Source organism: Parafrankia sp. FMc2 (assembly GCF_041008525.1).
Taxonomy (GTDB): domain Bacteria; phylum Actinomycetota; class Actinomycetes; order Frankiales; family Frankiaceae; genus Parafrankia.
In genome coordinates this window covers 1-26,206 of the sequence record NZ_JBFLUG010000062.1, presented here as the reverse complement: position 1 = coordinate 26,206, position 26,206 = coordinate 1, and the positions used below count along the sequence as shown (strand labels likewise).

The 26,206-nt window shown below is 72.8% G+C and carries 6 protein-coding genes and 1 pseudogene; 5 read left to right on the top strand and 2 right to left on the bottom strand.

The genetic code is table 11. The features are described from left to right. Positions 1-735: 735 nt before the first annotated feature. The 4 genes from asnB to AB1460_RS20965 all read left to right on the top strand — a co-directional run bounded on the left by asnB (position 736) and on the right by AB1460_RS20965 (position 9,421). Positions 736-2,610: an asparagine synthase (glutamine-hydrolyzing) gene (gene asnB, locus AB1460_RS20980; RefSeq protein WP_368963475.1), complete on the top strand. Its 1,875-nt coding sequence runs from the start codon at positions 736-738 to the stop codon at positions 2,608-2,610. Positions 2,611-2,820: 210 nt separating this feature from the next. After that, positions 2,821-4,389 carry a class I adenylate-forming enzyme family protein gene (locus AB1460_RS20975; RefSeq protein ID WP_368963473.1) on the top strand — a complete coding sequence of 523 codons (1,569 nt, stop codon included), beginning with the start codon at positions 2,821-2,823 and terminating at the stop codon, positions 4,387-4,389. Then, the gene (locus AB1460_RS20970; protein ID WP_368963471.1) at positions 4,386-5,315 is read left to right on the top strand and encodes an ACP S-malonyltransferase; all 930 of its coding nucleotides are present in this window, start codon (positions 4,386-4,388) and stop codon (positions 5,313-5,315) included. The genes AB1460_RS20975 and AB1460_RS20970 overlap by 4 nt, the downstream gene beginning before the upstream one ends. Positions 5,316-5,623: 308 nt before the next feature. Then, positions 5,624-9,421 carry a DUF4062 domain-containing protein gene (locus AB1460_RS20965; protein WP_368963470.1) on the top strand — a complete coding sequence of 1,266 codons (3,798 nt, stop codon included), beginning with the start codon at positions 5,624-5,626 and terminating at the stop codon, positions 9,419-9,421. A 40-nt stretch (positions 9,422-9,461) separates the two neighbouring features. Here the strand turns inward: AB1460_RS20965 and AB1460_RS20960 are convergent, their stop codons facing one another. Continuing rightward, complete coding sequence (locus AB1460_RS20960; RefSeq protein WP_368963486.1) at positions 9,462-11,087, bottom strand: flavin monoamine oxidase family protein; 1,626 nt, start codon at positions 11,085-11,087, stop codon at positions 9,462-9,464. Between the two features lie 56 nt (positions 11,088-11,143). Further along, on the bottom strand, positions 11,144-11,959 hold the full coding sequence (locus tag AB1460_RS20955; protein ID WP_368963468.1) for a carbon-nitrogen hydrolase family protein: 816 nt from the start codon (positions 11,957-11,959) through the stop codon (positions 11,144-11,146). Positions 11,960-12,428: 469 nt separating this feature from the next. On the opposite strand from AB1460_RS20955, the pseudogene AB1460_RS20950 reads away from it, so the two are divergent. After that, positions 12,429-26,206 (top strand): annotated as a pseudogene (locus tag AB1460_RS20950) (type I polyketide synthase); the annotation flags it as partial.

Sequence of the window (26,206 nt, the reverse complement as noted above, 5' to 3'; positions counted from 1 at the left end):
TCGGCGCGCGGCAAGGTCGCGCGGAAGTCCTCGGTGTGGTGAGTATGTCACTCTTTCGGGCCAGCCGACAACGAACATCAGGTTGACCGAAGTTTTCCGGGACGTGTCGTGATGGTTGTTGCAGGATCGGTCCCAGCGCCGCACAGTGCATTGTTTGCGTGGCGGCTGGTTATCATTCCGTCGCGACGCGCGCCCGGATTCGCCGCAACTGTTAGGTCGCGCACAGTGTGTCGGGGCGTCCTGTGACGGCAGGCAACCCGCTGTCACCAGGGAGGTTGCGCCGCCGGGAGCCTGTCCGCCGCCAGGGAATGCCGGCGGGGCGCCGATCCGGTGGGCCCCGGCCGGGCGTGGCGGGAGTAGCGGTCTGGACCGCCGACCGTCCGGCCTGGTCTCACCCGGACTTGGCTCGGCCGGTACCAGTCCATTACCTGCCGATTTCGGCCCGGTTTAGTGGTTGCGTGATTCGTGTTGTATTATTGCCGGCCCGCAAGGCCGTTCCGCATCGGCGGCGGCTGTCCTCCATGCCTGCCGTTGCGCAGGCGAACCCGTGATCGTCGGGTCAGGTTGCTAGGGGAACGTCTGGGGTGGCCGCGGCCGCGGGCCGCCGCACAGACTGCCGCCAAAGACGTGCGGATCGGGGATGCCTCCGTCACCCCTCTTCCCGGTGCGGCGCACGGGACTGGCCCTGGCCGCACCTGTCGTGGGGGCCGCACCTGTCGTAGGGAGGAACCGCGGATGTGCGGTGTCGTCGGCTGGGTGGACTTCCGGCGTGACCTGCGGCGGGAGGGCGCCGTCGTGCGTGCGATGACGGCCACCATGGCGCTGCGCGGCCCCGACGCCGAGGGGATCTGGCTGGACCGCAGTGCCGGCCTCGGCCACCGCCGGCTCGCGGTGATCGACCTGGCGAACGGCGCCCAGCCGATGACGGTCGAGCACGACGGGCGGATCCTCGCGGTGATCACCTACAGCGGTGAGGTGTACAACTTCACCGAGCTGCGCGAGGAGCTGCGCGGCCACGGGCACCGCTTCCGGACGGCGAGCGACACCGAGGTCGTCCTGGCGGCCTACCTGCGGTGGGGCGAGTCGTTCGTCGACCGTCTCAACGGCATGTTCGCCTTCGGCCTGTGGGACGCGGCCGAGCGCCGACTGCTGCTCGTCCGCGACCGGATGGGCGTCAAGCCGCTCTACTACCGGGCGACGCCGGACGGCGTGGTCTTCGCCTCCGAGCTCAAGGGCATCCTCGCCCACCCCGAGGTCCCCGCGGAGATCGACGGCGACGGGCTGCGGGAGCTGCTGTCGTTCGCGACCACCCCCGGTCATGCCGTGTACCGGGGCGTGCGGGAGGTGCTGCCCGGCGAGGTGGTCCGCGTGGACGCCGATGGCCTGCACCGCCGGCGCTACTGGCAGCTGACCACCCGGGAGCACGAGGACGATCTGCCCACCACCATCCGTACCGTCCGCGAGCTGCTGGCGGACATCACCGCACGACAGCTCGTCGCGGACGTCCCGCTGTGCGTGCTGCTCTCCGGCGGCCTCGACTCGTCCGCGCTGACCGCCCTCGCGCAGGGCGCCGCGCGGGCCGGCGGTGCCGGCGGCGACCTGCGTTCCTTCTCGGTCGACTTCGCCGGGCAGGCGGACAACTTCCAGCCGGACGACCTGCGGTCCGCCCACGATGCGCCGTTCGTGCGCGACATGGTCAGCCACACCGGCACCGTGCACACCGACATCGTGCTGGAGGCCGCCGAGCTGATCGACCCGGTGCACCGCGGCCGCACGTTCCTCGCCGGCGACCTGCCCTCACCGTTCGGCGACATGACCGTGTCGCTGTACCTGCTGTTCCGTGCCATCCGCGAGCACTCGACGGTGGCGCTGTCCGGGGAGTCGGCCGACGAGGTGTTCGGCGGCTACCGCTGGTTCCACGAACCCGACCTGGTGGCCGCGGACACCTTCCCCTGGATGGCCGCCCTCAACCCGGCCGGCGAGGGGACAGACGTCAGTCAGAGCTCGATGAGCCTGTTCGACGCCGGTCTGGCCAGGACCCTCGACCTGACCGGCTACTGCGACGCCGCCTACCGCCAGGCACTCGGCGAGGTCGAGCACGTGGCGGGCGCCGACCCGACCGAACGGCGGATGCGGGAGATCTCCCACCTGAACCTCACCCGGTTCCTCAAGGGCCTGCTCGACCGCAAGGACCGCACCAGCATGGCCAACGGCCTGGAGGTCCGGGTGCCGTTCTGCGACGACCGGCTCGTCCAGTACGTCTACAACGTGCCGTGGGCGATGAAGACGTTCGACGGCAGGGAAAAGAGCCTGCTGCGCGCGGCGGTCGCCGACCTGCTGCCGGCGTCGGTGCTCGAACGCCGCAAGAGCGCCTACCCGAGCGTGCAGGACCCCTCCTACGACCCGGCGCTGAGGGACCGGCTCAACGCCGCCCTCGATGACACCGGATCGCCGCTGCTGCCCCTGCTCGACACCGGCCTCACCCGGATGCTCGGCTCCTTCGCCTACGAGGGCACACCGCTCGCCCCCGTCATGCGGCGCGGCGTCGAGCTGGTGCTCAGCCTCGACGAGTGGTTCCGGCGCATCCCGGTCCGCATTGTTCTCGACTGAGTCCCGCTTCTCTTTTCTCCCGCGGTGAGGCCGGCCAGGGCGGCTAGGGGCAGCACAGGGGTTGGCCCTTCATCACCGCGATCCATAGCCTGCACCCAGTCTCCCCGGCCATGGCCGCAGCGGCCGGTGTTCGAATCCGGTCCGCGGCCGAGCGGTGTTGAACCCCGGGGCCTGCGCCCGCGGAATTCGGGAAGGACGGGATCTCATCCGATGACCGCCACCATCTTCGCCACCGACTCCGCGCAGACGCTGGAGGATTTCGAGCGGACCGCCGTCGCGGTCGCCGGCGTGCTGGGAGAACGCGGGGTTTCACCCGGCACCCGGGTGATGCTCAAGGGCGGTAATTCCGCGGGTTACGTCACCGTGCTGTTCGCGCTGATGCACGCGGGCGCGTCCATCGTGCTCGTCGACCAGCAGGACCTGGCGCCGGAGACCACCCGGATCTGCCGGCTGGGCTCCGTGGCGCTCGCCGTCGTGGACGACGACGCCAGCCCGCCCGACGGCGTCCCGACGATCTTCCTGTACGAGCTCCTCGCCGCGGCGGTCGGCCACGTCGGTCAGCCCGGCCACGTCGGTCAACCCGGTCAGGTGGGTCAGCCCGGTCAGCCCGGTCAGCCCGGTCAGCGCGGGACCGGCGCGGGGCTGGTGCTCGACACCTGGCGCGGGCTGCCCGACGGGCTCATCATGTGGTCGTCCGGCTCGACCGGAACCCCGAAGGGCGTGGTCAAGACCGGCGCCCGGTTCCTGGAGAACCTCGAGCGCAACGCGCGGCACATGGGCCACCGGCCGGACGACGTCCTGCTGCCCCTGCTGCCGTTCTCGCACCAGTACGGGCTGTCCATGGTGGTCATCGCCTGGCTCGTGCGCTGCTCCCTGGTCATCGCGCCCTACCGCCGCCTGGACCGCGCGGTGCGGATGGCCGGCCAGACCGGTGCGACGGTGATCGACGCGACGCCCGCGACCTGGCGCACGCTGTGGAACATGGTGCGGCGCGGGTCGGCATCCGCCGACGACATCGCGACCGTGCGGATGCTGTGCACCGGTGCCGCGCCGCTGGACCCGACCCTGGTCGAGCGGTTCGTCGACCTCGTCGGCCAGCCGCTGCTCGACAGCTACGGCAGCACCGAGCTCGGCAACATCACCTTCGCGACCCTCGACAACCCGGTCGGCGCCGGCCGCCCGGTGGACGGCATCCGGATCGGGGTCGCCGACGACGAGGGCACCTGGCTGCCGCCCGGTGAGCTCGGCGAGATCCTCGTCGACTCGCCGGACATGATGGAGGGCTACCTCCAGGAGAGCGGCTCGGTGGAGCCGGCGGAGCGCGGCTGGCGGCGCACCGGCGACCTCGGCCACCTCGACGAGGGCGGCAACCTGTTCGTCCGCGGGCGGAAACTGGCCGTCCACCGGATGGGCCACACGCTGTACCCGGAGGTCATCGAGTCGCGGCTCGCCGCGGGCGGGTGCCCGGTGAAGATCGTCCCGCTGCCGGACGACCGGCGGGGCAGCTCCCTGGTCTTCTTCGTCGAGGACGAGGCGGGCGCCGAGGCGGCCCTGTGGCGGGAGCGGATCTGCGCCGTCCTGCCGCCCTACGAGCGGCCCAACCGGGTGGTGGTCCTCGACCGGCTCCCGCTCAACCGCAACGGCAAGCCCGACCGCAAGGAACTGATCAGACTCGCCACCGAGGCCACGAGCGGGCCCGCAGCCGACGCCGTGGTGCCGGTGGATGCCGTGGTGCCCGCGCAGGCCGTTTCGACCGAGTCCACCGGGGCCGGTGCGTGACCGCCGCCATCGTCTTCCCCGCGTTCGCACCGGTACGTCCGCGGGAGCTCGGGAAGTACCTCCTCCTCGACCCGCACGCCCGCCGCCGGCTCGCCGAGGCCGACGAGGCACTCGGCCACCACCTGGCCGACGCGCTCGCCGACGCCGACGAGAACGACGACCAGTCCGTCGCCGTGCAGCTCGCGTTCGCGGTGGCGTGCCTGGCCCTGGCCGACAACGCCGAGGCGGAGGGCCTGGACGCCGCCTACTGTGTCGGGCCGAGCTTCGGGGAACGGCCGGCGCTCGCCTACACCGGAGCCCTGCCCTTCGGGTCCGTGATCCAGATGGTGGACGAGATCGCGCGGGTCGAACGCGAGTACTTCGCCACCGAGCACCGAGACATCGTCACCCACTCGTTCGTCCGGGTCGGCGGCCAGCAGCTGGCGGACCTGCTGGCCGGCCTCGACGCCCGCGGCGTGTGGCACGAGATCTCCGGCTATCTCGACCCCGACTTCCACATGCTGTCACTGCCCGAAGGCGAGCTCGACGCGCTGAAGACCGCGATCAGCGACGCCGGCGGGTACTCGCTGCACACCACCTGGCCCCCCGCCCACGCCGCGATCTTCGCCGGTCTGCGGGACCGGATGGTCCGCGAGGTGTACGACCGGTACGAACTGTCCGCGCCGCGGATCCCCGTCGTCTCCTACCAGGACGGCCGGCTGATGAAGGACCCGGCCGAGCTGCGCGCCGACCTGGCCGACGGCCTGGTGCGCCCGATCCGCTGGCTGGACGCCGTGCAGGCACTGCGCGACCTCGACGTCACCGAGCTGTGCGTCGCCGGACCGGACTCGATGTTCCACCGGCTGAAGTCGTCCCGCGACCTGTTCCGGACCACGCTGGTCGACCACCGGCGGATCCTGCGCCGCCCGCGCCGCCGCCCCGCCTGACCGATCAGCTCGCTCCGGTTCAGCAGGATCCGCTCCCGCTGAGCAGCACCGACACCCGGGCAGCCCCGGATCCAGCGGGGCCCCTGGTCTGCTCACGCGACCGTGTGCCGGAACCTGCCGGCCTCGGCCAGGGCAGGAACGCGCTCATCCGCATCACGGCCCGAAGCCTGGCGCAGCCCAGCCGCGGCGGACGGCAGCAACACCTGGGCCCGACCGCGGCTCATCAGGGCCGGTCCGGCCGGCCGCATGCCAGCCCCGTTTCGTCCGGACCGCAACGAACTGGGGTCGATCCGAGTAATGTGCGGAATGTGACCGGTGGGGGTGCCGTTTTCATCAGCCATACCTCCGAGATGGCCACGTACCCGTTGGGTCGATCATTTGTGCAGGCAGCGGTCGAGGCGGTGCTGAAAGCCGAACTGCGCCCGGTCGACATGGCGCAGTTCGCGGCACGCGGCCAGCCGCCGGCCGAGTACTGCCGGCAGCAAGTCCAGATGTGCGACGTGTACCTCGTGATTGTGGGTTTCCGCTACGGCTCACGCGTGCCGGACCGTACTGACGGGGTCTCGTACACCGAACTGGAGTTCCTCACCGCGACCGCGGCCGGGATACCGCGTCTCGTCTTCCTGCTGGACGAGGAGACGGCGGTGCCGCGGTCACTGGTCGACCGAGACAGCGCCGCCGTCGACGGTTTCCGTGAGCGCCTGCTCCGCTCGGACCTGGTGGTCAAGACAGTGGCCACGCCGGACGAACTGGACGATGCGGTGCTCCACGCGTTGTACGAGCTGCGACTGCAGTGGAGCCCGTCACCGCCCGCCCTTCTCGGGCCGGGGCAGAACGGCCCCGTCGTCGGCGACCCGGCGACAACCCGCGGTCGGCCGTGGATGGCCCCGCCGCTGGATCGAATGGTGGAACGACCCGATCTGGGAGATCGGCTGATCGCCGCGCTGCTCGCACCCGGCCCGGCCGAGGTCGGGCTGACCACCACTCTGGAAGGCGCCGGCGGCTTCGGGAAGACGACGCTGGCCACGTGGGCATCCCACCATCCGGAGATCAGACGCCGCTTTCCCGGCGGGCTGCTGTGGGTGACGCTGGGCCAGGAGGTGCACGGCACGAACCTCGCCGAGCGGATCAACGACCTGGCCTTCGTTCTCACCGGCCGCCGACCGGCGATCTCCGATCCGGACGCTGCCGGAGCGGAGCTGGGCCGGCTGCTCGACAGGCAGGAGCCGGTCCTTCTCGTCATCGACGACGTCTGGGAGTATCCGCAACTGCGGCCGTTCAGGTTTGGCGGCCGATCGTGCACCCGGTTGGTCACCACCCGGATCCCGGCTCTGCTACCGCCGGACGGGCCTCGGATCGCGGTCGACGTCATGTCCGTCGACCAGGCCGCGACGATGGTCGTCGACCGGGTCGATGACCTGCCTGCAGCAGTGGTGGACCGGCTGGCGACGGTAGCCGGCCGCTGGCCGGTGCTGCTGAACCTGATCAACGGCGTACTGTGCCGCCAGGTGCGACGAGGGCGAGGTCCCGCCCACGCGGCCGAGGACATCCTGCGCCTGCTCTCGACGCACGGACCTGCCGCGCTCGATCCGGCTCGGCCCGCGGAACGGGCCCGGGCCGTCACGGCGACCGTCGAGGCGAGCCTCGACCTGATCGCTGCCGATGATCGCGAACGCTGCGTCAGTCTCGCGATCTTTCCGGAGGACGTCGACATTCCGCTGGACGTCCTCACGCTGCTCTGGACGAACTGCCAGGTCGAGGCATTGTGCGACGACCTGGCCGGGCTCGGGCTGGTAGCCGACTACCGGATGGACCTGCCCGGCCCGCGGCTGGTTCTGCACGACGTGATCCGGGCCTACCTGCGCCAGCAGATCGGTGTCGACGAACGGACCGCGGCCCACGGTCGGCTTGTCGACGCGGCCGCCGCCCTGCTGCCGGGGCCGGTGACTGAGGATGACCGAACGCCGTGGTGGAACCTGCCAGATGATCACACCTACCTGTGGCGTTTCCTGCCGCACCATCTGCACGAGGCCGGCCGACATGAGCACCTCGTCGCCCTCGTCAGCGACCTGCGCTGGGTCGAGGCCAGAACCCGGCGGCTCGGATCCGTCGTCGGGACGGTGGCGGATCTCGAACTGGCGGGCACATCGCTGTGCACCGCGTTGGCCACGCGGCTGGAACAGTCCGCGCACCTGCTCGGACCGATCGACCCGCCGGCAGCCCTCGGCGCGACCCTGGCCAGCAGGCTGGACGGGCTGCCCGGCAGCGAGACCTCGCTGGCGCGTTACCGCGCGGCCCTCCCCAGGCCGCGCCTCGATCCCGCCTGGCCGCCACCTGACCAGCCCGGCTCAGCCCGGCCCAGCTCGGCGACAGCCGGCCATGCCGGCGGCATCTACAGCTGCGCGTTCTCCCCGGACGGCAGCACTGTCGCCACCGTCAGCGACGACGGCACGGCGCGGTTGTGGACTCTCGGGGACACGGTCGTGCGCACGGTCCTCACCGGGCATACCGCCGCTATCTGGCGGTGCGCGTTCTCCCCGGACGGTGCCCTGCTCGCGACCGCCGGCAACGACCACTGCGTCCGCCTGTGGACTGTCGCCGACGGCACCATGCGGTCGGCGTTGCACCATCCGGCCGCGGTGACCGGCTGCGCGTTCTCCCCGGACGGGACCCTCCTCGCCACCACCGGCAGGGACGGCTCGGTGCGGCTGTGGGGAATCGCGGACGGGGCTGAGCGCTGGTCTGTCGACGGGCACGGCGACGAGGCGTGGAGCTGCGCGTTCTCCCCGGACGGCCGGCTGGTGGCCACAGTCGGCGGCGACCGGACGGTCCGGCTCTGGAACAGCGCCGACGGCACCCCGGCCGGAGCGCTGTACGGACACCAGGGCGTTATCCGCGACTGCGCGTTCTCCCCGGACGGCACGCTGCTCGGGACGGTCGGCGATGATCAGATCGCCAGGCTCTGGACCATCGCCGACCGTGCCCCGGCGGCGGCGCTGACCACGAGCGCGGGCCGGCTCTGGGCGTGCGCCTTCTCCCCGGACGGCCGGTCGCTGGCCACCAGCGCCCACGACGGGACGACCCGCCTCTGGGACATCACCGCGGGAACGGCGGAGAGGCTCCTCACCGGTCACAGCGCGGCCGTGCGGGGGTGCGCGTTCTCCCCGGACGGAACCCTGCTCGCCACCGCCAGCCACGACCAGACCGTCCGGGTGTGGAATGTCGCCGACGCCTCGGTCCGGAGCATGCTGACCGGCAGCACCACCCGTCTGAACAGGTGCGTGTTCTCGCCTGATGGCTCCCTGCTCGCCACCAGTGCGGTCAACGACGCCGTCACGCTGTGGCGGGTCGCCGACCGGGCGCAGATGCGGCGCATCGGCCAGATCGGAGGTATCCGGGGCTGTGCCTTCTCTCCGGACGGGTCACTGCTCGCCACCACCGGCAACGACGGCACTGCCCGGCTCTGGGATCTTGCCGACGGCCGTGAGGTGGCCCGCCTGAACGGTCACCTCGGATGGGTGCGCGACTGCGACTTCTCCCCGGACGGAACTCTGCTCGCCACCTGCGGGCAGGACCAGACCGCACACCTGTGGAGTGTCCCCGACGGTGCCGCGCGGGCGGTGCTCGCCGGCCACAAGGACGTGGTCAACCACAGCGGCTTCTCCCCGGACGGCGCCCTGCTCGCCACCACCAGCAGCGACGGAACAGCACGGCTCTGGAACGTCGCGGACGGCACCGAGCACGCTCTCCTGAGCGGACACGCGGACGCGGTGATGGGATGCGCGTTCTCGCCCGACGGTGCCCTGCTCGCCACCACCAGCGATGACCACACCGTGCGGCTGTGGGCGGTTTCCACCGGTGAGGTCGTGCAGGTGTTCACCGGTCACACGCACTGGGCGGAATGCTGTGCGTTCTCCCCGGACGGCACCGTGCTCGCCACCGCCGGCAGCGACGGCGCCATCAGGCTCTGGGATGTCGCCGGCGGGCGATGCCGCTGCGCGCTGCGGGTGACCGGCCCCCTCGTCGGCATCTCCTGGCATCCCGACGGCACCGTCCTCGCGGCGGCGGGCGGCGCTGGCATCCACCTGTTCACCTACCTGACCTGAGCGCGAGCACCTGTCGGACAACGACAGCGCCAGCGCAGGGTCAGTCGTAGGGCAGGTCGACCGGGGCGATGGCCCGGAACACGTCGCCGGGGCCCGGGTTGGCGGGCGTGGTGTGCCCGCCCAGGTGGCGCAGCACGCCCCACACCGCGTTCAGTCCGGTGGTGACCGCTCCCTCGGCGAAACCACCCGTCCACGACACGTCGTCCCCGGCGAGGAACACCCCGCGCTGGTGGTCGGGCAGGTCCGCCTGGACGAAGTGGTTGAACAGCCGGCGCTGGTAGCGGTAGTGCCCGGGCAGGTTGGCCTTGAAGGCGCCCATGAAATGCGGTTCGGTCTCCCACGTGACGGCCACCGGGTCGGCGATGATCCGCCGGCGGATCTCGACGTCGGGGTAGATCCGGCCCAGTCTGCGCAGCATCAGGTCCAGGCGTTCGCCGGCCGGGAGGGCGGCGACCTTCAGTGAGTCGTCGTTCCAGGTGTAGGACAGGCACATGACACCGGGGCGGTCCGGCCCGTCGTCGAAGAGGTAGATGCCGCGGGGTGTCCGGTCGGTCAGGGTCGTGCCCATGAGCGGGAGCCCGGTCGCCGGGTTCACCTCGCGCCAGAACGGCCGGTCGGCGAGCGCGAACAGCTTCGAGGAGCCCTCGTAGTGGGTCCGTTCGATCGCCGTCCACACCGGAGTGGGCAGCAGCGACTCGTCGCAGTCGATCCTGGTGAGCAGCAGCCGGGCCTGCGGGGTCAGAACGACGGCGGGAAAGACCTCGGCGCTGTCCGCCGTCTCGACCCGGATGCCGGCGCCGTCCCGCGCGATCCGGGTGACCGCCGGGCGCGGGCCTGCGGGGTGCAGGGCCGCCAGGGACGTCCCTGCCGGCCAGTGGGCGAGGGCCTCCGGTGTGTGCTCCCACAGGCGCAGCGGGAGGCGCTGGCAGCCGCCGACGATGCTGACGTGCCGGTCGTCGGCGTGGGTGTAGACGACCCGCAGGACCTCGAGGATCGAGTTCGGGAAGTCCGTGTCCCAGCCGCCGGTGCCGAAGCCGACCTGGCCGAAGAGCTCCCGGTGCCGGAAGGACACGAAGGCCGGGGCGGTGGAGAGGAAGCCGTAGAACGACTGGTCGTCCAGCTCCCGCACGAGCCGGTTCCAGATCGACTTGATGGTCGTCTCGTCCCGGCGGCGGATCGCGTCGTCCATCGCGGAGAGTTCGGCGCCCTCCTGCAGCGCCTTGGCCCAGGCGTCGCCGACGGCCTGGTAGACGACCGGGAGATCGGCGCTGGTGCGTGCCCAGTGCCGCGTTCCGTTGATGTCGATCAGGGTGGCGTCCGTCGCGTCGGCCAGCGGGTTCGGGAACGGTCTGGTTCCCAGGCCGACCAGGTTGACGTAGTGGAAGAACGCGGTGGCCGACGGCGGGAACCGCATCGCGCCCAGCTCGGCCACGGTGTCCGGGTGGCCGGGGAAGCAGGCGGAGCGCATTCGCCCACCGAGCTGCTCGGCCTCGAAGACCACGGGGCGCAGCCCGAGCCGCATCAGCTCGTAGGCGGCGACCAGGCCCGCGATGCCGCCGCCCACGATGCCGACGGGCTGGCCCAGCTGGTGCGGCGGCAGCTGCCCGAGGCCGGCCGGGTGGTCGAGCCAGCGGTCGTAGCCGAACGGGAAGTCGGGGCCGAACATCGTCACCGGTGCGGTGACGGACGGGCCCGACCCGACGATCTCGGTGGTCGGCACGGTCACGACGCACCGGCCACGGGGTGGTAGAGGTCCGGCCGGCGGTCCTGCAGGTAGGTGGTGGCGTGCCGGGCGGCGGCCAGGTCGGCGAGGTCCAGGTCGGTCACGAGCAGCGTCTCCCCGGTCGGGTCGGCCGCGGCCAGCGTCCGGCCGTCCGGGCCCACCACCCGGCTCAGGCCGCAGTAGCCGTCGGCCTGCGGGCCGGTCCAGTTGACGTAGGCGATGAACAGCTGGCTTTCGAACGCACGGGTGGGTACCAGCGTGTGGGAGACGAAGTCCCACGGCCGGCGCAGCGCGGTCGGCACGGCGAGCAGCTGGGTACCGGCCAGCGCGTGCATCCGGACGAGTTCGGGGAACTCGACGTCGTAGCAGATCAGCAGCCCGACGCGGAGGTCGCTGTCCGGCTGCGCCGCCTGGATGACCGCCTGGACGACCGGTTGGTCACCCGCGCGGAACGTGGCGGTGTCGAACTCGCCGTACAGGTGGGTCTTGCGGTAGTGCGCGGCCACCTCGCCGTCGGCACCGATCAGGTGGACGGCGTTGTGGACCACCCCGTCGGCGGTCTCGGGCCAGCCGTAGACGATCGCCAGACCGGTCGCGGTCGCCAGCCGACCCATCGCGTCGCGCAGGGGGCCGTCGGCCGGCTCGGCCAGCGCGGCGGTGCGCGCCGGGCCGAGCTGGTAGCCGGTGGCCGACATCTCGGGGGTGATGAGCAGGGCCGCGCCCGCGTCGGCGGCGCGGGCAGCGACGTCGCCGAACCGGCGCACCGGCGCGGGTCCGTCGGGACGCTGGCCGGCCTGCCAGCAGGCAACCCGCATCGTGTCGTCTCTCCTCGCGGGAGTTCGACCGGAAAGAAAACGTGCCTCCGGTGCGTGCCGCATGCAGGTTTGAAGGTGTGCAGGCTTGAAGGTATGCAGGAAAAATGCTGCGTTGCATTGTCCTGACCGGGCAACCCCTAGTCGACCCTGAGTACTCTCCCGCCCCTAGAAAAACCCCTGCCCCGGATGCGCAATTAGCCATCCGGGGAGCCTGGATGGTAAGAAGGTCAACCGGGGCAACAACGCTTCGGCCCCGCCCGTTCCGCAGCTCGGATGTCGGCTGTGAACGAGGCTCTTCCAGACCACTCACGCACCGCCGTGGCGGCCCTTTAGGGGCAGCCTAGGGGGTGTGGCGGAACTGTCGGCAAAGTTAGCCTGCGGCGTTAGCTTCGGGTGTTTGCTGACATTTTCGCAGAACGGGTGGCGTGACATGGTGAGCTCGTCCGAGGACAGCGGTATGGCAGCGGGGGACGCTGCGGCGGCGCGGGACGGCGCGGGTGAGTCGGCCAGCGACGGCGGCTTCCGCGACCGGTTGGCCGGGCTGGCTGCCCGCGACCGGCACCAGGTCCTCCTCGACCTGGTCACCGGTCTGGCGACCGGAGCCCTGCGCCGCCCGCCGGAGGATCCGGTCGACCCGGCGGCAACGTTCTTCGAGTCCGGCTTCGACTCGCTCACCGCCGTCGAGCTGCACAGCCGGCTGACCGCCGAGACGGGCCTCGCACTGCCGGTCACGCTCGTCTTCGACCACCCCACGCCGGCCGCGCTGGCCCGGCATCTCGAAGCCGAGCTCATGGACCTCGCCCCGGAGGCCGTCGCCGGCGAGCTGCTCCCGCCCCGGCACGACGAGCCGATCGCCATCGTCGGCATGGCCTGCCGCTTCCCCGGCGGCGTCACCTCGCCGGAGGAACTGTGGGCCCTGCTGATGGCCGGCGGGGACGCGATCGGCGAGTTCCCCACCGACCGCGGCTGGGACCTCGAGGCGCTCTACCACCCCGACCCGGACCGGCCCGGCACCAGCTACACCCGGCACGGCGGCTTCCTGTACGACGCCGACCAGTTCGACGCCGACTTCTTCGGCATCAGCCCGCGTGAGGCCCTCGCCATGGACGCCCAGCAGCGCCTGCTGCTGGAGACGTCCTGGGAGGCCTTCGAACGGGCCGGCATCGACCCGACCGGGCTGCGCGAGGAACGGGTCGGTGTCTTCGTCGGCGCCGAGACGCAGGAGTACGGCCCGCGTATCCAGGACGCCGCCGACGGCCTCGAGGGCTACCTGCTGACAGGCAACGCCGCCAGCGTCGCCTCCGGCCGGGTCGCCTACACCCTCGGTTTCACCGGCCCGGCGATGACCGTGGACACGGCCTGCTCGTCGTCCCTGGTCGCGCTGCACCTCGCCGCGCAGTCGCTGCGCCAGGGCGAGTGCACGATGGCCCTGGCCGGCGGCGTGGCGGTCATGGCCAGCGCGGGGTCGTTCGTCGCGTTCAGCCGCCAGCGCGGGCTCGCGCCCGACGGCCGCAGCAAGCCCTTCTCCGCCGCCGCGGACGGCACCAGCTGGTCCGAGGGTGTGGGCATCCTCCTGGTCGAGCGGCTCTCCGACGCCCGGCGGAACAACCACCCGGTCCTCGCCGTGATCCGCGGCAGCGCCGTCAACCAGGACGGTGCCAGCAACGGCCTGACCGCCCCGAACGGCCTCGCCCAGCAGCGGGTCATCCGCCAGGCGCTGGCCGCGGCCCGGCTCACCGCCGGCGAGGTCGACGTCCTGGAGGCCCACGGCACGGGCACCAGGCTCGGTGACCCGATCGAGGCCAACGCGGTGCTCGCCACCTACGGCCGGGCCCGCCCCACCGATGACCCGCTGTGGCTCGGCTCGCTCAAGTCGAACATCGGTCACACCCAGTCGGCCGCCGGCGTCGGCGGGGTCATCAAAATGGTCCTGGCGATGCGGCACGGCCAGCTCCCGGCCACCCTGCACGCCCACGAGCCGACGCCGCACGTCGACTGGAGCTCCGGCACCGTCCGGCTGGTGACGGACACCGTCGACTGGCCGGCCCGCGACCGGCCGCGCCGCGCCGCCGTGTCCTCCTTCGGTATGAGCGGGACGAACGCCCATCTCCTCCTGGAGGCAGGCGACCTCGCCACCGAGCCCGAGCCCGAGCCCAAGGCCGAGCCTGCGCCCGCGTCCGCGTCTGCGGCGGCCGGGGGGCTCCCGGCCGTGCCGCTCGTCCTGTCGGCGGCCAGCCCCGAGGCGCTGCGTGGCCAGGCCGCGAGGCTGCTGGCCAGACTCGCGGACCTGGACTCCGACGGCGTGGACTCCGACGGCGTGGCCGGGGCAGCCGCGCACGGGCGGCTCGCGGACATCGGCCTGTCCCTGGTCACCACCCGGGCCCTGTTCCGGCACCGGGCCGTCGTCCTCGGCACCGACCTCGAAGGCGCCCGGGCGGGGCTCGCGGCCCTGGCCGCCGGAGAGCTCTCACCCGCGGTGATCCAGGGGGTCGCCGGCCCCGGCCGGACGGCCGTCCTGTTCACCGGTCAGGGTTCGCAGCGGCTCGCGATGGGACGGCGCCTCGCCGAGACGTACCCCGCGTTCGCCGCCGCGTTCGACGAGGCCTGCTGGCACCTGGACCGCCAGCTCGACCGTCCGCTGCGCACGGTGATCTTCGATGAGCGGGAGCTGCTGGAACGCACCGGGTACGCCCAGCCCGCGATCTTCGCGGTCGAGGTCGGCCTGCTGGCCCTGCTGCGCGCCTGGGGCGTCGAACCGGAGGTCGTCGCCGGGCACTCGATCGGAGAGATCGCCGCGGCGCACGCGGCCGGCGTCCTCGACATCTCCGACGCCGCCGCGCTGGTCGGTACCCGCGGGCGGCTGATGGAGGCACTGCCCGACGGCGGCGCGATGCTCGCGGTCGAGGCGTCCGCCACGGACGTCGCCGACCTGCTCGGTGACGGCGTCGACCTGGCCGCCGTCAACGGGCCGGCCGCGGTCGTCCTCTCCGGGCCGCGGGACGCCATCGCCACGGCGGCGGCCACCGCCACCGAACGGGGCTGGCGGACCACCCGACTGCGTACCAGCCACGCGTTCCACTCCGCCCTGATGGAACCGATGCTCGCGGACTTCCGCCGCCTGCTTCGCTTCCTGTCGCCGCAGGAGCCGGCCGCCACGGTCGTCTCCACGGTGACCGGTCGCCGGGTCGAAGCCGGCCAGTGGACGGACGTCGACTACTGGCTGCGCCAGGTCCGCGAGCCCGTCCGGTTCGCCGACGCGATCGAGACCCTCACCGGCCTGGGCGTCACCCGCTTCGTCGAGGCCGGCCCGGACGCCGTGCTCACCCCGCTGGCCCAGCGCTGCCTGCCGGCCGAGACCACCGCCGTCTGCGCCCCGATGCTGCGCCGGGACCGCGACGAGGCCGTCACCGTGCTCGTCGCCGTCGCCACCGCGTTCGTCCACGGCACCGTGGTGGACTGGCCGGCGCTGCTCGCCCCGACCGGTGCGCGTCCCGTCGAACTGCCGACGTACGCGTTCCAGCGCCAGCGGTACTGGCTGGCGCCCACCCCCGCGCTCCCCTCAGCCGGCGCCGGCGCCGGTGACACCGACGGCACGGGTCTGGCGGACGGCGGGTCGCTCGAAGCCGACTTCTGGGCCTCGGTCGAGCAGGCGGACGTCGCCGGGCTCGCCGGCCAGCTCGGCGTCGACCGCGGGCCGCTCGCGGACGTCCTGCCCGCCCTGGGTTCGTGGTGGGCGCGGCGGCGGATGGACTCCGCGACGCGCTCCTGGCGGTACCGGGTGCGCTGGCAGCCGCTGGCCGACCCGGCCCCGGCCGAGCTCACCGGCACCTGGATCATGGTCGGCGACGCCACCGGGCTCGCCGAGGCGCTGACCGGCGCCGGTGCCACCGTCCACGCCGTCCCGGCCGGACTGGACCGCGCCGCCCTCGCCGACGCACTGCGCACCGCCCCGAACCCGGAGCTGTCGTCATCCGCGGGGGTCGCGGGGGTCGTGGCGGTGAGCGCGGGGCCGCTGGCCGGTGCGCTGGCGGTGATCCAGGCGCTCGGCGACGCCGAGATCGCGGCACCGCTGTGGCTGGTGACCCGCGGCGGTGTGTCCACCGGCCGTTCCGACCAGCGGGTGGACGTCGCCCAGGCCCAGGTCTGGGGCCTCGGACGGGTCGCGGGCCTGGAACATCCGGACCGCTGGGGCGGTCTGCTCGACCTGCCGGAGCCGCTGGACCGGCGGGCGGCGTCCCGCGCGGTCACCGTGCTGGCCGGGCTGCCCGGCGGCGAGGACCAGGTGGCCGTGCGCGGCAGCGGGATCCTGGTGCGACGGCTGACCCACGCGCCCACCGCCGGCATCGGCACCGGTCCCGCTCCCGGCACCCCGGCCGCGTCCGACACCGACACCGACACCGACACGGGAACGGGAACGGGAGGCGGAACCGGAGCAGGCGCCGGATGGCGGCCCCGGGGCACCGTGCTGATCACTGGCGGCACCGGGGGGCTCGGCGCCGAGGTCGCGCGGTGGGCCGCGGCGGGCGGCGCGGACCGTCTCGTCCTGGTCAGCCGGCGCGGGCCCGATGCCCCGGGTGCCCAGGAGCTGGTGGCGGAACTGTCCGCCGCGGGCACCGACGTCGAGCTGCGGGCCGTCGACGTCGCCGACCGCACGGCCGTCGCCGCGCTGCTCGACGCGGTCGGGCCGGTCACCGCGGTCGTCCACGCGGCCGGGGTGGCCGAGGACGCCCCGCTGGCGGCAGCCGACGCCGACCACCTGGAGCGGGTGGTGTCGGGCAAGGTGTCCGGCGCGCTGCACCTGGACGAACTGCTCGGCGACGCACCGCTGGACGCCTTCGTGGTGTTCTCGTCCATCGCCGGGGTGTGGGGCAGCGGCGGCCAGGGTGCCTACGCCGCGGGCAACGCCGCGCTGGACGCCCTCGTCCAGCGTCGCCGCGCGGCCGGCCGTCCCGGCACCGCCGTCGCCTGGGGCCCGTGGGACCGGGTCGGCATGGCCACGGACCCGCAGGAGCAGGCCCAGCTGCACCGCCAGGGCCTCGTCGCCATGGACCCGCGGCACGCCGTCGCCGCCCTGGCGCTGCTCGTCGGTACCGACGAGGGCCTGGTCACGGTCGCGGACGTCCGCTGGGACCGCTTCCTGCCCGTCTTCACCGCGGCCCGTCCCCGCCCGCTGTTCGCCGACCTCCCCGAAACCCGTGCCGTCGCCGAGACGGCCGACACGCGCGGTGTCGCGGCGTCGTCATTCGCCCAGCGCGTCGCGGACCTGCCGGCAGCCGAGCGGGAGCGGCTGGTCGGCGAGGTCGTGCGCACCCACGTCGCCGCGGTGCTCGGCCACACGTCGACGGACGCCGTCGCCCCGTCCCGGGCGTTCCGCGAACTCGGTTTCGACTCGATGAGCGCGGTCGACCTGCGCAACCGGCTGACCGCGGCGACGGGCCTGCCGCTGCCGGCGACGCTGGTCTTCGACCACCCGTCCGTGGACCGTCTAGCCAGCCACGTTCTCGAACGCCTCCTCGACACCGGCCCGCGCCCGGAAACAGGCAGCGCGGCCGGCGCCAGCGCCGGGGTCGGGGTCCGCGCCGCCGGTGCGCGGCATCTGCCCGGGCTGGCGGCGCCGCTGGCCGACGACCCGCTGGCGATCGTCGCGATGGCATGTCGCTTCCCCGGCGGCGTCCGCTCACCCGAGGAGCTCTGGGACCTCGTCGCCGCCGGCGGTGACGCCATCGGCTCCTTCCCCGCCGACCGCGGCTGGGACCTCGACGCCCTGTACGACCCGGACCCCGACCGCAGCGGGACGTCCTACACCCGCTCCGGTGGCTTCCTCCACGACGCCGGCGAGTTCGACGCGGGCCTGTTCGGCATCTCGCCGCGTGAGGCGCTGGCCATGGACCCGCAGCAGCGGCTGCTGCTCGAGACGTCCTGGGAGGCACTGGAACGGGCCGGCCTCGACCCGACGTCCCTGCGCGGCGCGCAGATCGGCGTCTTCGCCGGCTCGAACGGCCAGGACTACGTGGTCGACCGCCAGCGCGTCCCCGCCGACATCGAGGGCTACCTGGGCACCGGGACGGCCGGCGCCGTGATGTCCGGCCGGATCGCCTACACGTTCGGCCTGGAGGGGCCGGCGGTCACCGTGGACACGGCGTGCTCGTCGTCGCTGGTGGCACTGCACCTGGCCGGGCAGGCGCTGCGCGCCGGCGAGTGCGAGATGGCGCTGGTCGCCGGCGTCACGATCATGGCCACACCCGAGGCGTTCATCGACTTCTCCCGCCAGCGCGGCCTGTCCGTGGACGGCCGCTGCCGCTCCTTCGCCGCGGGCGCGGACGGCACCGGCTGGTCGGAGGGCGCCGGGGTGCTGCTGGTGCAGCGTCTGTCGGACGCCCGCCGGGCCGGCCGTCGGGTGCTGGCGGTGGTCCGTGGCAGTGCGGTGAACCAGGACGGGGCGTCGAACGGTCTGACGGCGCCGAACGGCCCGGCGCAGCAGCGGGTGATCCGCCAGGCGCTGGCCAGCGCCGGGCTCTCCCCGTCGGACGTCGACGCCGTCGAGGCACACGGCACCGGAACGACGCTGGGTGACCCGATCGAGGCGCAGGCCCTGCTCGCGACCTACGGCCAGGACCGGCCGGCCGAAAGCCCGCTGTGGCTGGGCTCGGTGAAGTCGAACATCGGCCACACGCAGGCCGCCGCCGGCCTGGCCGGAATCATGAAGATGGCCCTGGCGATGCGGCACGGGATCCTGCCGGCCTCCCTGCACGTCGACGCCCCGTCGCCGCACGTGGACTGGGCGGCCGGCGCGGTGGAGCTGCTCACCGAATCCCGCCCCTGGGAGGAGAACGGGCACCCGCGCCGTGCCGCGGTGTCGGCGTTCGGCGTCAGCGGGACCAACGCGCACGTCATCCTCGAACAGCCCCCCGCGGACGACCTCGACGCGCCCGCGGGTGCGGGCGTCGGTGCCGGGTCCGGGCTGCCGGCCCCGGTGCGTCTGCCGGTCGTGCCGGTCCTGGTGTCGGGGCAGGACGAGGCGGCGCTGCGCGCGCAGGCCGAGCGTCTGCTGCCGGTCGCGGACGCCGCCCTCGCCGCCCCTGCCCCTGCTGTCCTCCTCGCGGACCGCGACGGCGCCGTGCCCGCCGTGCCCGCCGTGCCCGCCGTGCCCGCCGCGCTCGTCGATCTCGGCGCGGCCAGCACCCGGCGTGCCGCTCTCGACCACCGCGCGGTCGTCCTGGCCGACGATCCGGACTCCCTGCACGCTGGACTCGCCGCACTCGCGGCGGGTGACGCCTCGCCGTCGGTCGTCGCGGGCGCGGCGGGCGAGGGGCGCCTGGCGGTGGTCTTCACCGGTCAGGGCGCCCAGCGGATCGGCATGGGCCGGGCGCTGTACGACGCGTTCGCAGTGTTCGCGGATGCCTTCGACGCCGTCTGCGCGCACCTCGACCTGCACCTCGACCGGCCGCTGCGGGAACTGATCGGCGGCGGTGACGGCGACGGTGGTGACGGTGACGATCCGGCTCTGCTGGATCAGACGGGGTATGCGCAGCCGGCGTTGTTCGCGGTCGAGGTGGCGCTGACCGCGTTGCTGCGGCACTGGGGTGTGACGCCGGATGTGGTGGTGGGTCATTCGATCGGTGAGGTCGCCGCCGCGCACGCCGCCGGGGTTCTGGACCTGGCGGATGCGGCGGTGCTGGTGGCGGCACGGGGCCGGCTGATGCAGGCGCTGCCCGCCGGTGGGGCGATGCTCGCGGTGCAGGCCGGTGAGGCCGATGTCCTCGCCGCGCTGGCGGAGGCCGGTGTCGCGGTGGACCTGGCCGCGGTGAACGGCCCGACCGCCGTGGTCCTGTCCGGTCCGGCGGAGGCGATCGGCGCGGCCGCGGAGCTGGCGGCTGCGCGCGGCTGGAGGTCATCACGCCTGCGGACCAGTCATGCGTTCCATTCGGCGCTGATGGAGCCGATGCTGGCCGAGTTCGCCACGGTCGTCCGCGGATTGACGTTCCGGGAGCCGACGCTGCCGGTGGTGTCCACGGTGACGGGCCGTCCGGTCGGGGCGGGCGAGTGGACGGATCCGGCGTACTGGGTGCGGCAGGTCCGGGAGCCGGTCCGGTTCGCCGACGCTGTCGCGACGCTCGCCGAGAGCGGGGTGACGCGGTTCGTCGAGGCCGGTCCGGACGGTGTGCTGACCGCGATGGCGCGCCACGTGCTGCCCGACGCCGACGGCGCCGTGTTCGTCCCGCTGCTGCGGCGCGAGCGCGACGAGACGTCCACGATCCTCACCGCGCTGGCCCGGCTGCACGTCCACGGTGTCGTCGTCGACTGGGCGGCGCTGTTCGACGGTTCAGGTGCGCGGCCCGCGGTGGAGCTGCCGACCTATGCGTTCCAGCGCCGGCGGTACTGGCTGGAGACCACCCCCGTCGAGGTGATCACCACGGGTGACGTGGTGGAGACCGCCTTCTGGGAGTCGGTGGAGCGGTCCGACCTGGCCGGGCTGGCAGAGCGGCTCGAGGTGGACGCGGCGTCGCTGGAGCCGGTCCTCCCCGCGCTGGCCTCCTGGCGGGCGAAGCGCCGCCTGGCGGCTGCCACGGACGGCTGGCGGTACCGGGTGGTCTGGAAACCGGCCGCCGATCCCGGCCAGGCGTCCCTGACCGGAACCTGGCTGCTGCTCGACAGCGCCGAGCCGGTGGCCACGACGACCACCGCCACCGCCACGGTTGCAGGCGCAGTCTCGGCGTCGGCCCCGGAGCAGGCAGCCGGGCCGGTGTCTCCGACGGCGTCCGCGTTGGTCTCCCTGGCGACGGCCGCGGGGGCGGTTGTCGTCCCGGTCGCGGTCGAACCGGGCGAGGATCGGACGGCTCTCGCCGAGCGGCTGCGCTCGCTGGTGACCAGCCCGGAGGAGCCCACCGGCCCGATCGCCGGAGTGCTGTCGCTGACGGGGCTCGGAACGGCGCCGCTGGCGGACAGCCTGACGGTGGTGCAGGCGCTGGGTGATGCCGAGATCGCGGCGCCGGTGTGGTTGGTGACGTCGGGTGCGGTGTCGACGGGTCGTTCCGATGGTGCGGTGGATCCGTTGCAGGCGCAGGTGTGGGGTCTGGGCCGGGTGGTGGGTCTGGAGCATCCGGAGCGGTGGGGTGGTCTGCTCGACCTGCCTGTGGGGTTGGACGGGCGGGAGCTGGAGGGGCGCGCGGCGTCCCGGGTGGTCGCGGTGCTGGGCGGGCTGTTGGACGGGGAGGACCAGGTCGCGGTCCGCGGCAGCGGCCTGCTGGTCCGGCGGCTGGTCCCGGGTCCGCTGACGGCCGCGGACGCGGGGGGCGGTTCCGGGGCAGGCGCCGGGTGGCGTCCGCGCGGCACGGTGCTGGTCACCGGCGGCACGGGTGGGTTGGGCGCTGCGGTGGCGCGGTGGGCCGCGCGTGGTGGTGCGGAGCGGTTGGTGCTGGTGAGCCGGCGTGGGCTGGCTGCGACGGGTGCTGCCGAGCTGGTGAACGAGCTGTCCGCCGACGGCGTCGTGGTCGAGGTGCTGGCGTGTGATCTGGCGGATCGGGCGGCGGTGGCGGGTCTGCTGGCGGATGTGGGTGAGCTGTCGGCGGTGGTGCACGCGGCCGGTGTCGGTGAGGACCGGGCGCTGGCCGAGGTGGATGCCGATCATCTGGATCGGGTGGTGTCGGGGAAGGTCGCGGGTGCACTGCATCTGGACGAGCTGCTCGGCGACGCCCCGCTGGATGCCTTTGTGGTGTTCTCCTCGATCTCGGGGGTGTGGGGTAGCGGTGAGCAGGCCGCCTACGGCGCCGCGAATGCCGCGTTGGATGGCCTGGTCCTGCGCCGCCGCGCTGCCGGCCGGGTCGGTACGGCGGTGGCGTGGGGCCCGTGGGCGCAGGTCGGGATGGCGGCCGACGAGACGGTCGCCGGGCAGCTGCGCCGCCAGGGCCTGACCGCGATGGACCCGGAGCGCGCGGTCTCCGTACTCGCCCAGGCGGTCGGCTCCGCACCTGTGGCCGGCTCCGTCGCGGACGGTGCAGCCGCTGATGACGTGGTTGTGGTGGCGGATGTGCGGTGGGATGTGTTCCTGCCGGTGTTCACCGCGGCGCGTCCCCGGCCGTTGTTCTCCGATCTGCCGGAGGCGGTCGCGCTGGCGGCGTCGGCAGTGGCCGGCGGTGGCGTGGTGTCGTCGCTGTCGCAGCGGCTGGCGGGTCTTCCTGTGGGTGAGCGGGAGCGGGTGGTCGTCGAGCTGGTGCGTTCCGAGGTGGCCGGGGTTCTCGGGCATGGTTCGGCGGATGAGGTGCCGGCGGACCGGGCGTTCCGGGATCTCGGTTTTGATTCGCTGACGGCGGTGGAGCTGCGGAACCGGCTGGTGCGGGTGACGGGTCTGCGGTTGCCGGCGACGTTGGTGTTCGACTATCCGAACGCGCAGCGGCTGGCCGGTTTCCTGCTCTCCGAGGTCTCCGGGGCGGCCTCGGTCGGGGCGTCGCTCGTTCCCCTGGTCGTGTCGACGACCGACGACCCGGTTGTGATCGTGGGTATGGGGCTGCGGCTTCCGGGTGGTGTGGACACGCCGGAGGCTCTGTGGGATCTGCTGGCCGCGGGCGGGGATGCCATCGGTGGTTTCCCAACGGACCGTGGCTGGGATCTGGATTCCCTGTACAACCCGGACCCTGACGCTCTTGGGACGTCGTATGCCCGCGATGGTGGTTTCCTCTATGACGCGGGCGAGTTCGATGCGGGGTTGTTCGGGGTTTCGCCGCGTGAGGCGTTGGCGATGGATCCGCAGCAGCGTCTGCTGTTGGAGACGTCGTGGGAGGCGTTCGAGCGGGCCGGTATTGATCCGACGGGGTTGCGTGGGCGCCCGATCGGTGTGTTCATCGGCGCGACCCAGATGGGCTACGGCAACGGACCCGCGGAATCCCTGCGCGATCTCGAAGGCCATCTTCTGACCGGTACGGCGTCGAGTGTGATCTCGGGGCGGTTGGCGTACACGTTCGGTCTCGAGGGCCCGGCGGTCACCGTCGACACCGCGTGTTCGTCGTCGCTGGTCGCCCTGCATCTGGCCGCGCAGGCGATCCGCGCCGGCGAGGCGGAGATGGCACTGGTCGGCGGCGTCACGGTCATGCCGAACCCGGATGTGTTCGTGGAGTTCTCGCGTCAGCGGGGTCTGTCGCCGGATGGCCGGTGCCGGTCGTTTGCCGCGTCGGCGGACGGGACGGGTTGGTCGGAGGGTGCCGGGGTGCTGCTGGTGCAGCGTCTGTCGGACGCGCGCCGGGACGGCCGTCGGGTGCTGGCGGTGGTGCGTGGTTCGGCGGTGAACCAGGACGGTGCGTCGAACGGGTTGACGGCGCCGAACGGCCCGGCCCAGCAGCGGGTGATCCGCCAGGCGCTGGCCAGCGCGGGCCTGTCGCCTGCCGACGTGGACGCTGTGGAAGCCCACGGCACGGGTACGACGCTGGGTGATCCGATCGAGGCGCAGGCGCTGCTGGCGACCTACGGCCAGGGTCGGCCCGAAGGTCAGCCGCTGTGGTTGGGGTCGATCAAGTCGAACATCGGTCACACCCAGGCCGCCGCCGGAGCCGCCGGCATCATCAAGATGGTCCTGGCAATGGACCAGGGGATGCTGCCGGCGACCCTGCACGTGGATGCTCCGTCCCCCCACGTCGACTGGGCCGCGGGGGCGGTGCAGCTGCTCACGGAGTCCCGGGCGTGGGAGGAGAACGGCCGGCCGCGGCGCGCGGGAGTCTCCTCGTTCGGCGTGAGCGGCACCAACGCCCACGTCATCATCGAGCAGGCACCTGACATCGATCTGCCGTCCGAACCCGTCAGCGTGGCGCTGCCGGTGGTTCCTGTTCTGATCTCGGGCCATGACGAAAGCGCATTGCTGGCCCAGGTGGAACGCCTGGCCGGCGTGGCGGCGGACCTTCCGGCTCTTGGCGCGGCTTCGGTGCGGCGGGCGGTGCTGGCGCATCGGGCGGTGGTCCTCGCCGCCGACGGGACTGGTTTCCGGGCTGGTGCGGAGGCTCTTCGTTCTGGTGTTTCTGCGTCGAATGTGGTGCGTGGGGTTGCGGGGTCGGGCCGGTTGGCGGTGGTGTTCACCGGTCAGGGTGCGCAGCGGATCGGTATGGGCCGGGAGCTGTATGACGCCTTCCCGGTGTTCGCGGACGCGTTCGATGCGGTCTGTGCGCATCTTGACCTGCACCTGGATCGGCCGCTGCGGGAGCTGATCGACGGCGTCGTCGCCGTCGACGGCGACGAGTCGGGGCTGTTGGATCAGACGGGGTATGCGCAGCCGGCGTTGTTCGCGGTCGAGGTGGCGCTGACGGCGTTGCTGCGTCACTGGGGTGTGACTCCGGACATTCTCGTGGGTCATTCGATTGGTGAGATCGCGGCTGCGTATGCGGCCGGGGTGTTGGATCTGGCGGATGCGGCGGTGTTGGTGGCGGCGCGGGGTCGGCTGATGCAGGCGTTGCCCGCGGGCGGGGCGATGCTCGCGGTGCAGGCGGGTGAGGCCGACGTTCTCGCCGCTGTGGCGGAGGCTGGTGTCGCGGTGGATCTGGCTGCGGTGAACGGTCCGACCGCTGTTGTCCTGTCGGGTGACGCGGAGGCGATCGATGCTGCTGCGGAGCTGGCGGCTGTGCGTGGGTGGAGGTCGACGCGGCTGCGGACGAGTCATGCGTTTCATTCGGCGTTGATGGAGCCGATGCTGGCCGAGTTCGCGGCCATTGTTCGGGGGCTGAGGTTCGAGGAGCCGACTGTTCCGGTGGTTTCCACGGTGACGGGGCGTCTGGTCGGGGCGGGTGAGTGGTCGGATCCGGCGTACTGGGTGCGGCAGGTGCGGGAGCCGGTGCGGTTCGCGGACGCTGTCGTGGCCCTTGCTGGGGCTGGGGTGACGCGGTTTGTTGAGGCGGGTCCGGATGGTGTGTTGACGGCGATGGTGGCGCAGGTGCTGTCGGATGCCGAGGGCAGTGTGTTCGTGTCGCTGCTGCGCCGTGACCGTGACGAGGTTTCGACGGCGCTGACGGCGTTGGCCCGGCTGCATGTCCATGGGGTGGTCGTGGACTGGGCGGGGCTGTTCGACGGGACGGGCGTTCGGCCGGCGGGGAACCTGCCGACGTATGCCTTCCAGCGGAGCCGGTTCTGGTTGGAGTTGGCGCCGGTTCGGGTGGTGGTCGGTGATGTGGTGGAGGCGGGTTTCTGGGAGTCGGTGGAGCGGTCTGATCTGGCGGGGTTGGCGGAGCGGTTGGAGGTGGATGCGGCGTCGTTGATGCCGGTGCTGCCGGCGTTGGCGTCGTGGCGTGCGCGTCGGCGGGAGGCGGCTGTCACGGATGGGTGGCAGTACCGGGTGGTGTGGAAGCCGGCTGCGGACCCGGGTGCGGCTGCTCTGTCGGGGACGTGGCTGCTGCTCGGCGCCGAGGCCGGGCCGGGCGCGGCGTTGGTGGGCGTGGAATTGGCTGGTGCGCTGGCGGCGGCGGGTGCGGATGTGGTGCCGGTCGCGGTCGAGTCGGGTGCGGACCGGACCGTTCTGGCGGAGTCGCTGCGGTTGCTGACGTCCGGACCGAACGTGCCCGCTGGTTCGGTGGCGGGTGTGGTGTCGCTGGTCGGGCTGGGCGCGGCGCCGTTGGCGGACAGTCTGGTGGTGGTGCAGGCGTTGGGTGATGCCGATATTGCGGCGCCGGTGTGGTTGGTGACGTCGGGTGCGGTGTCGACGGGCCGGTCGGATGGTGTGGTGGATCCGGTGCGGGCGCAGGTGTGGGGTCTGGGCCGGGTCGTCGGTCTGGAGCATCCGGACCGGTGGGGCGGCCTGTTGGACCTTCCTGAAAGCCTTGATCGGCGTTCTTTGGTGCGGGTGGTGGGGGTTCTTTCTGGTTCTTCTGGTGAGGGTGAGGTTGCGGTTCGGGGTAGTGGGGTTCTGGTGCGGCGGCTTGTTTCTGTGCCGGTTGTTTCTGGTGGGGGGTGGCGTCCGCGGGGGACGGTGCTGATTACGGGTGGTACGGGTGGTCTGGGTGCTGCGGTGGCGCGGTGGGCTGCGGGTAATGGTGCGGAGCGTCTGGTGTTGGCGTCGCGTCGTGGGTTGGACGCGGAGGGTGCGGTCGAGTTGGTGGAGGAGCTTTCTTCTGGGGGTGTGTGGGTGGAGGTGGTGGCGTGTGATGTGTCGGTGCGGGGTGAGGTGGAGGGGTTGGTGGGGTTGGTTGCGGGTGATGCGGTGGTGTCGGTGGTGCATGCGGCGGGTGTGGTGGATGACGGTGTGGTGGAGGGTTTGACGGCGGATCGTCTGGTGGGCTG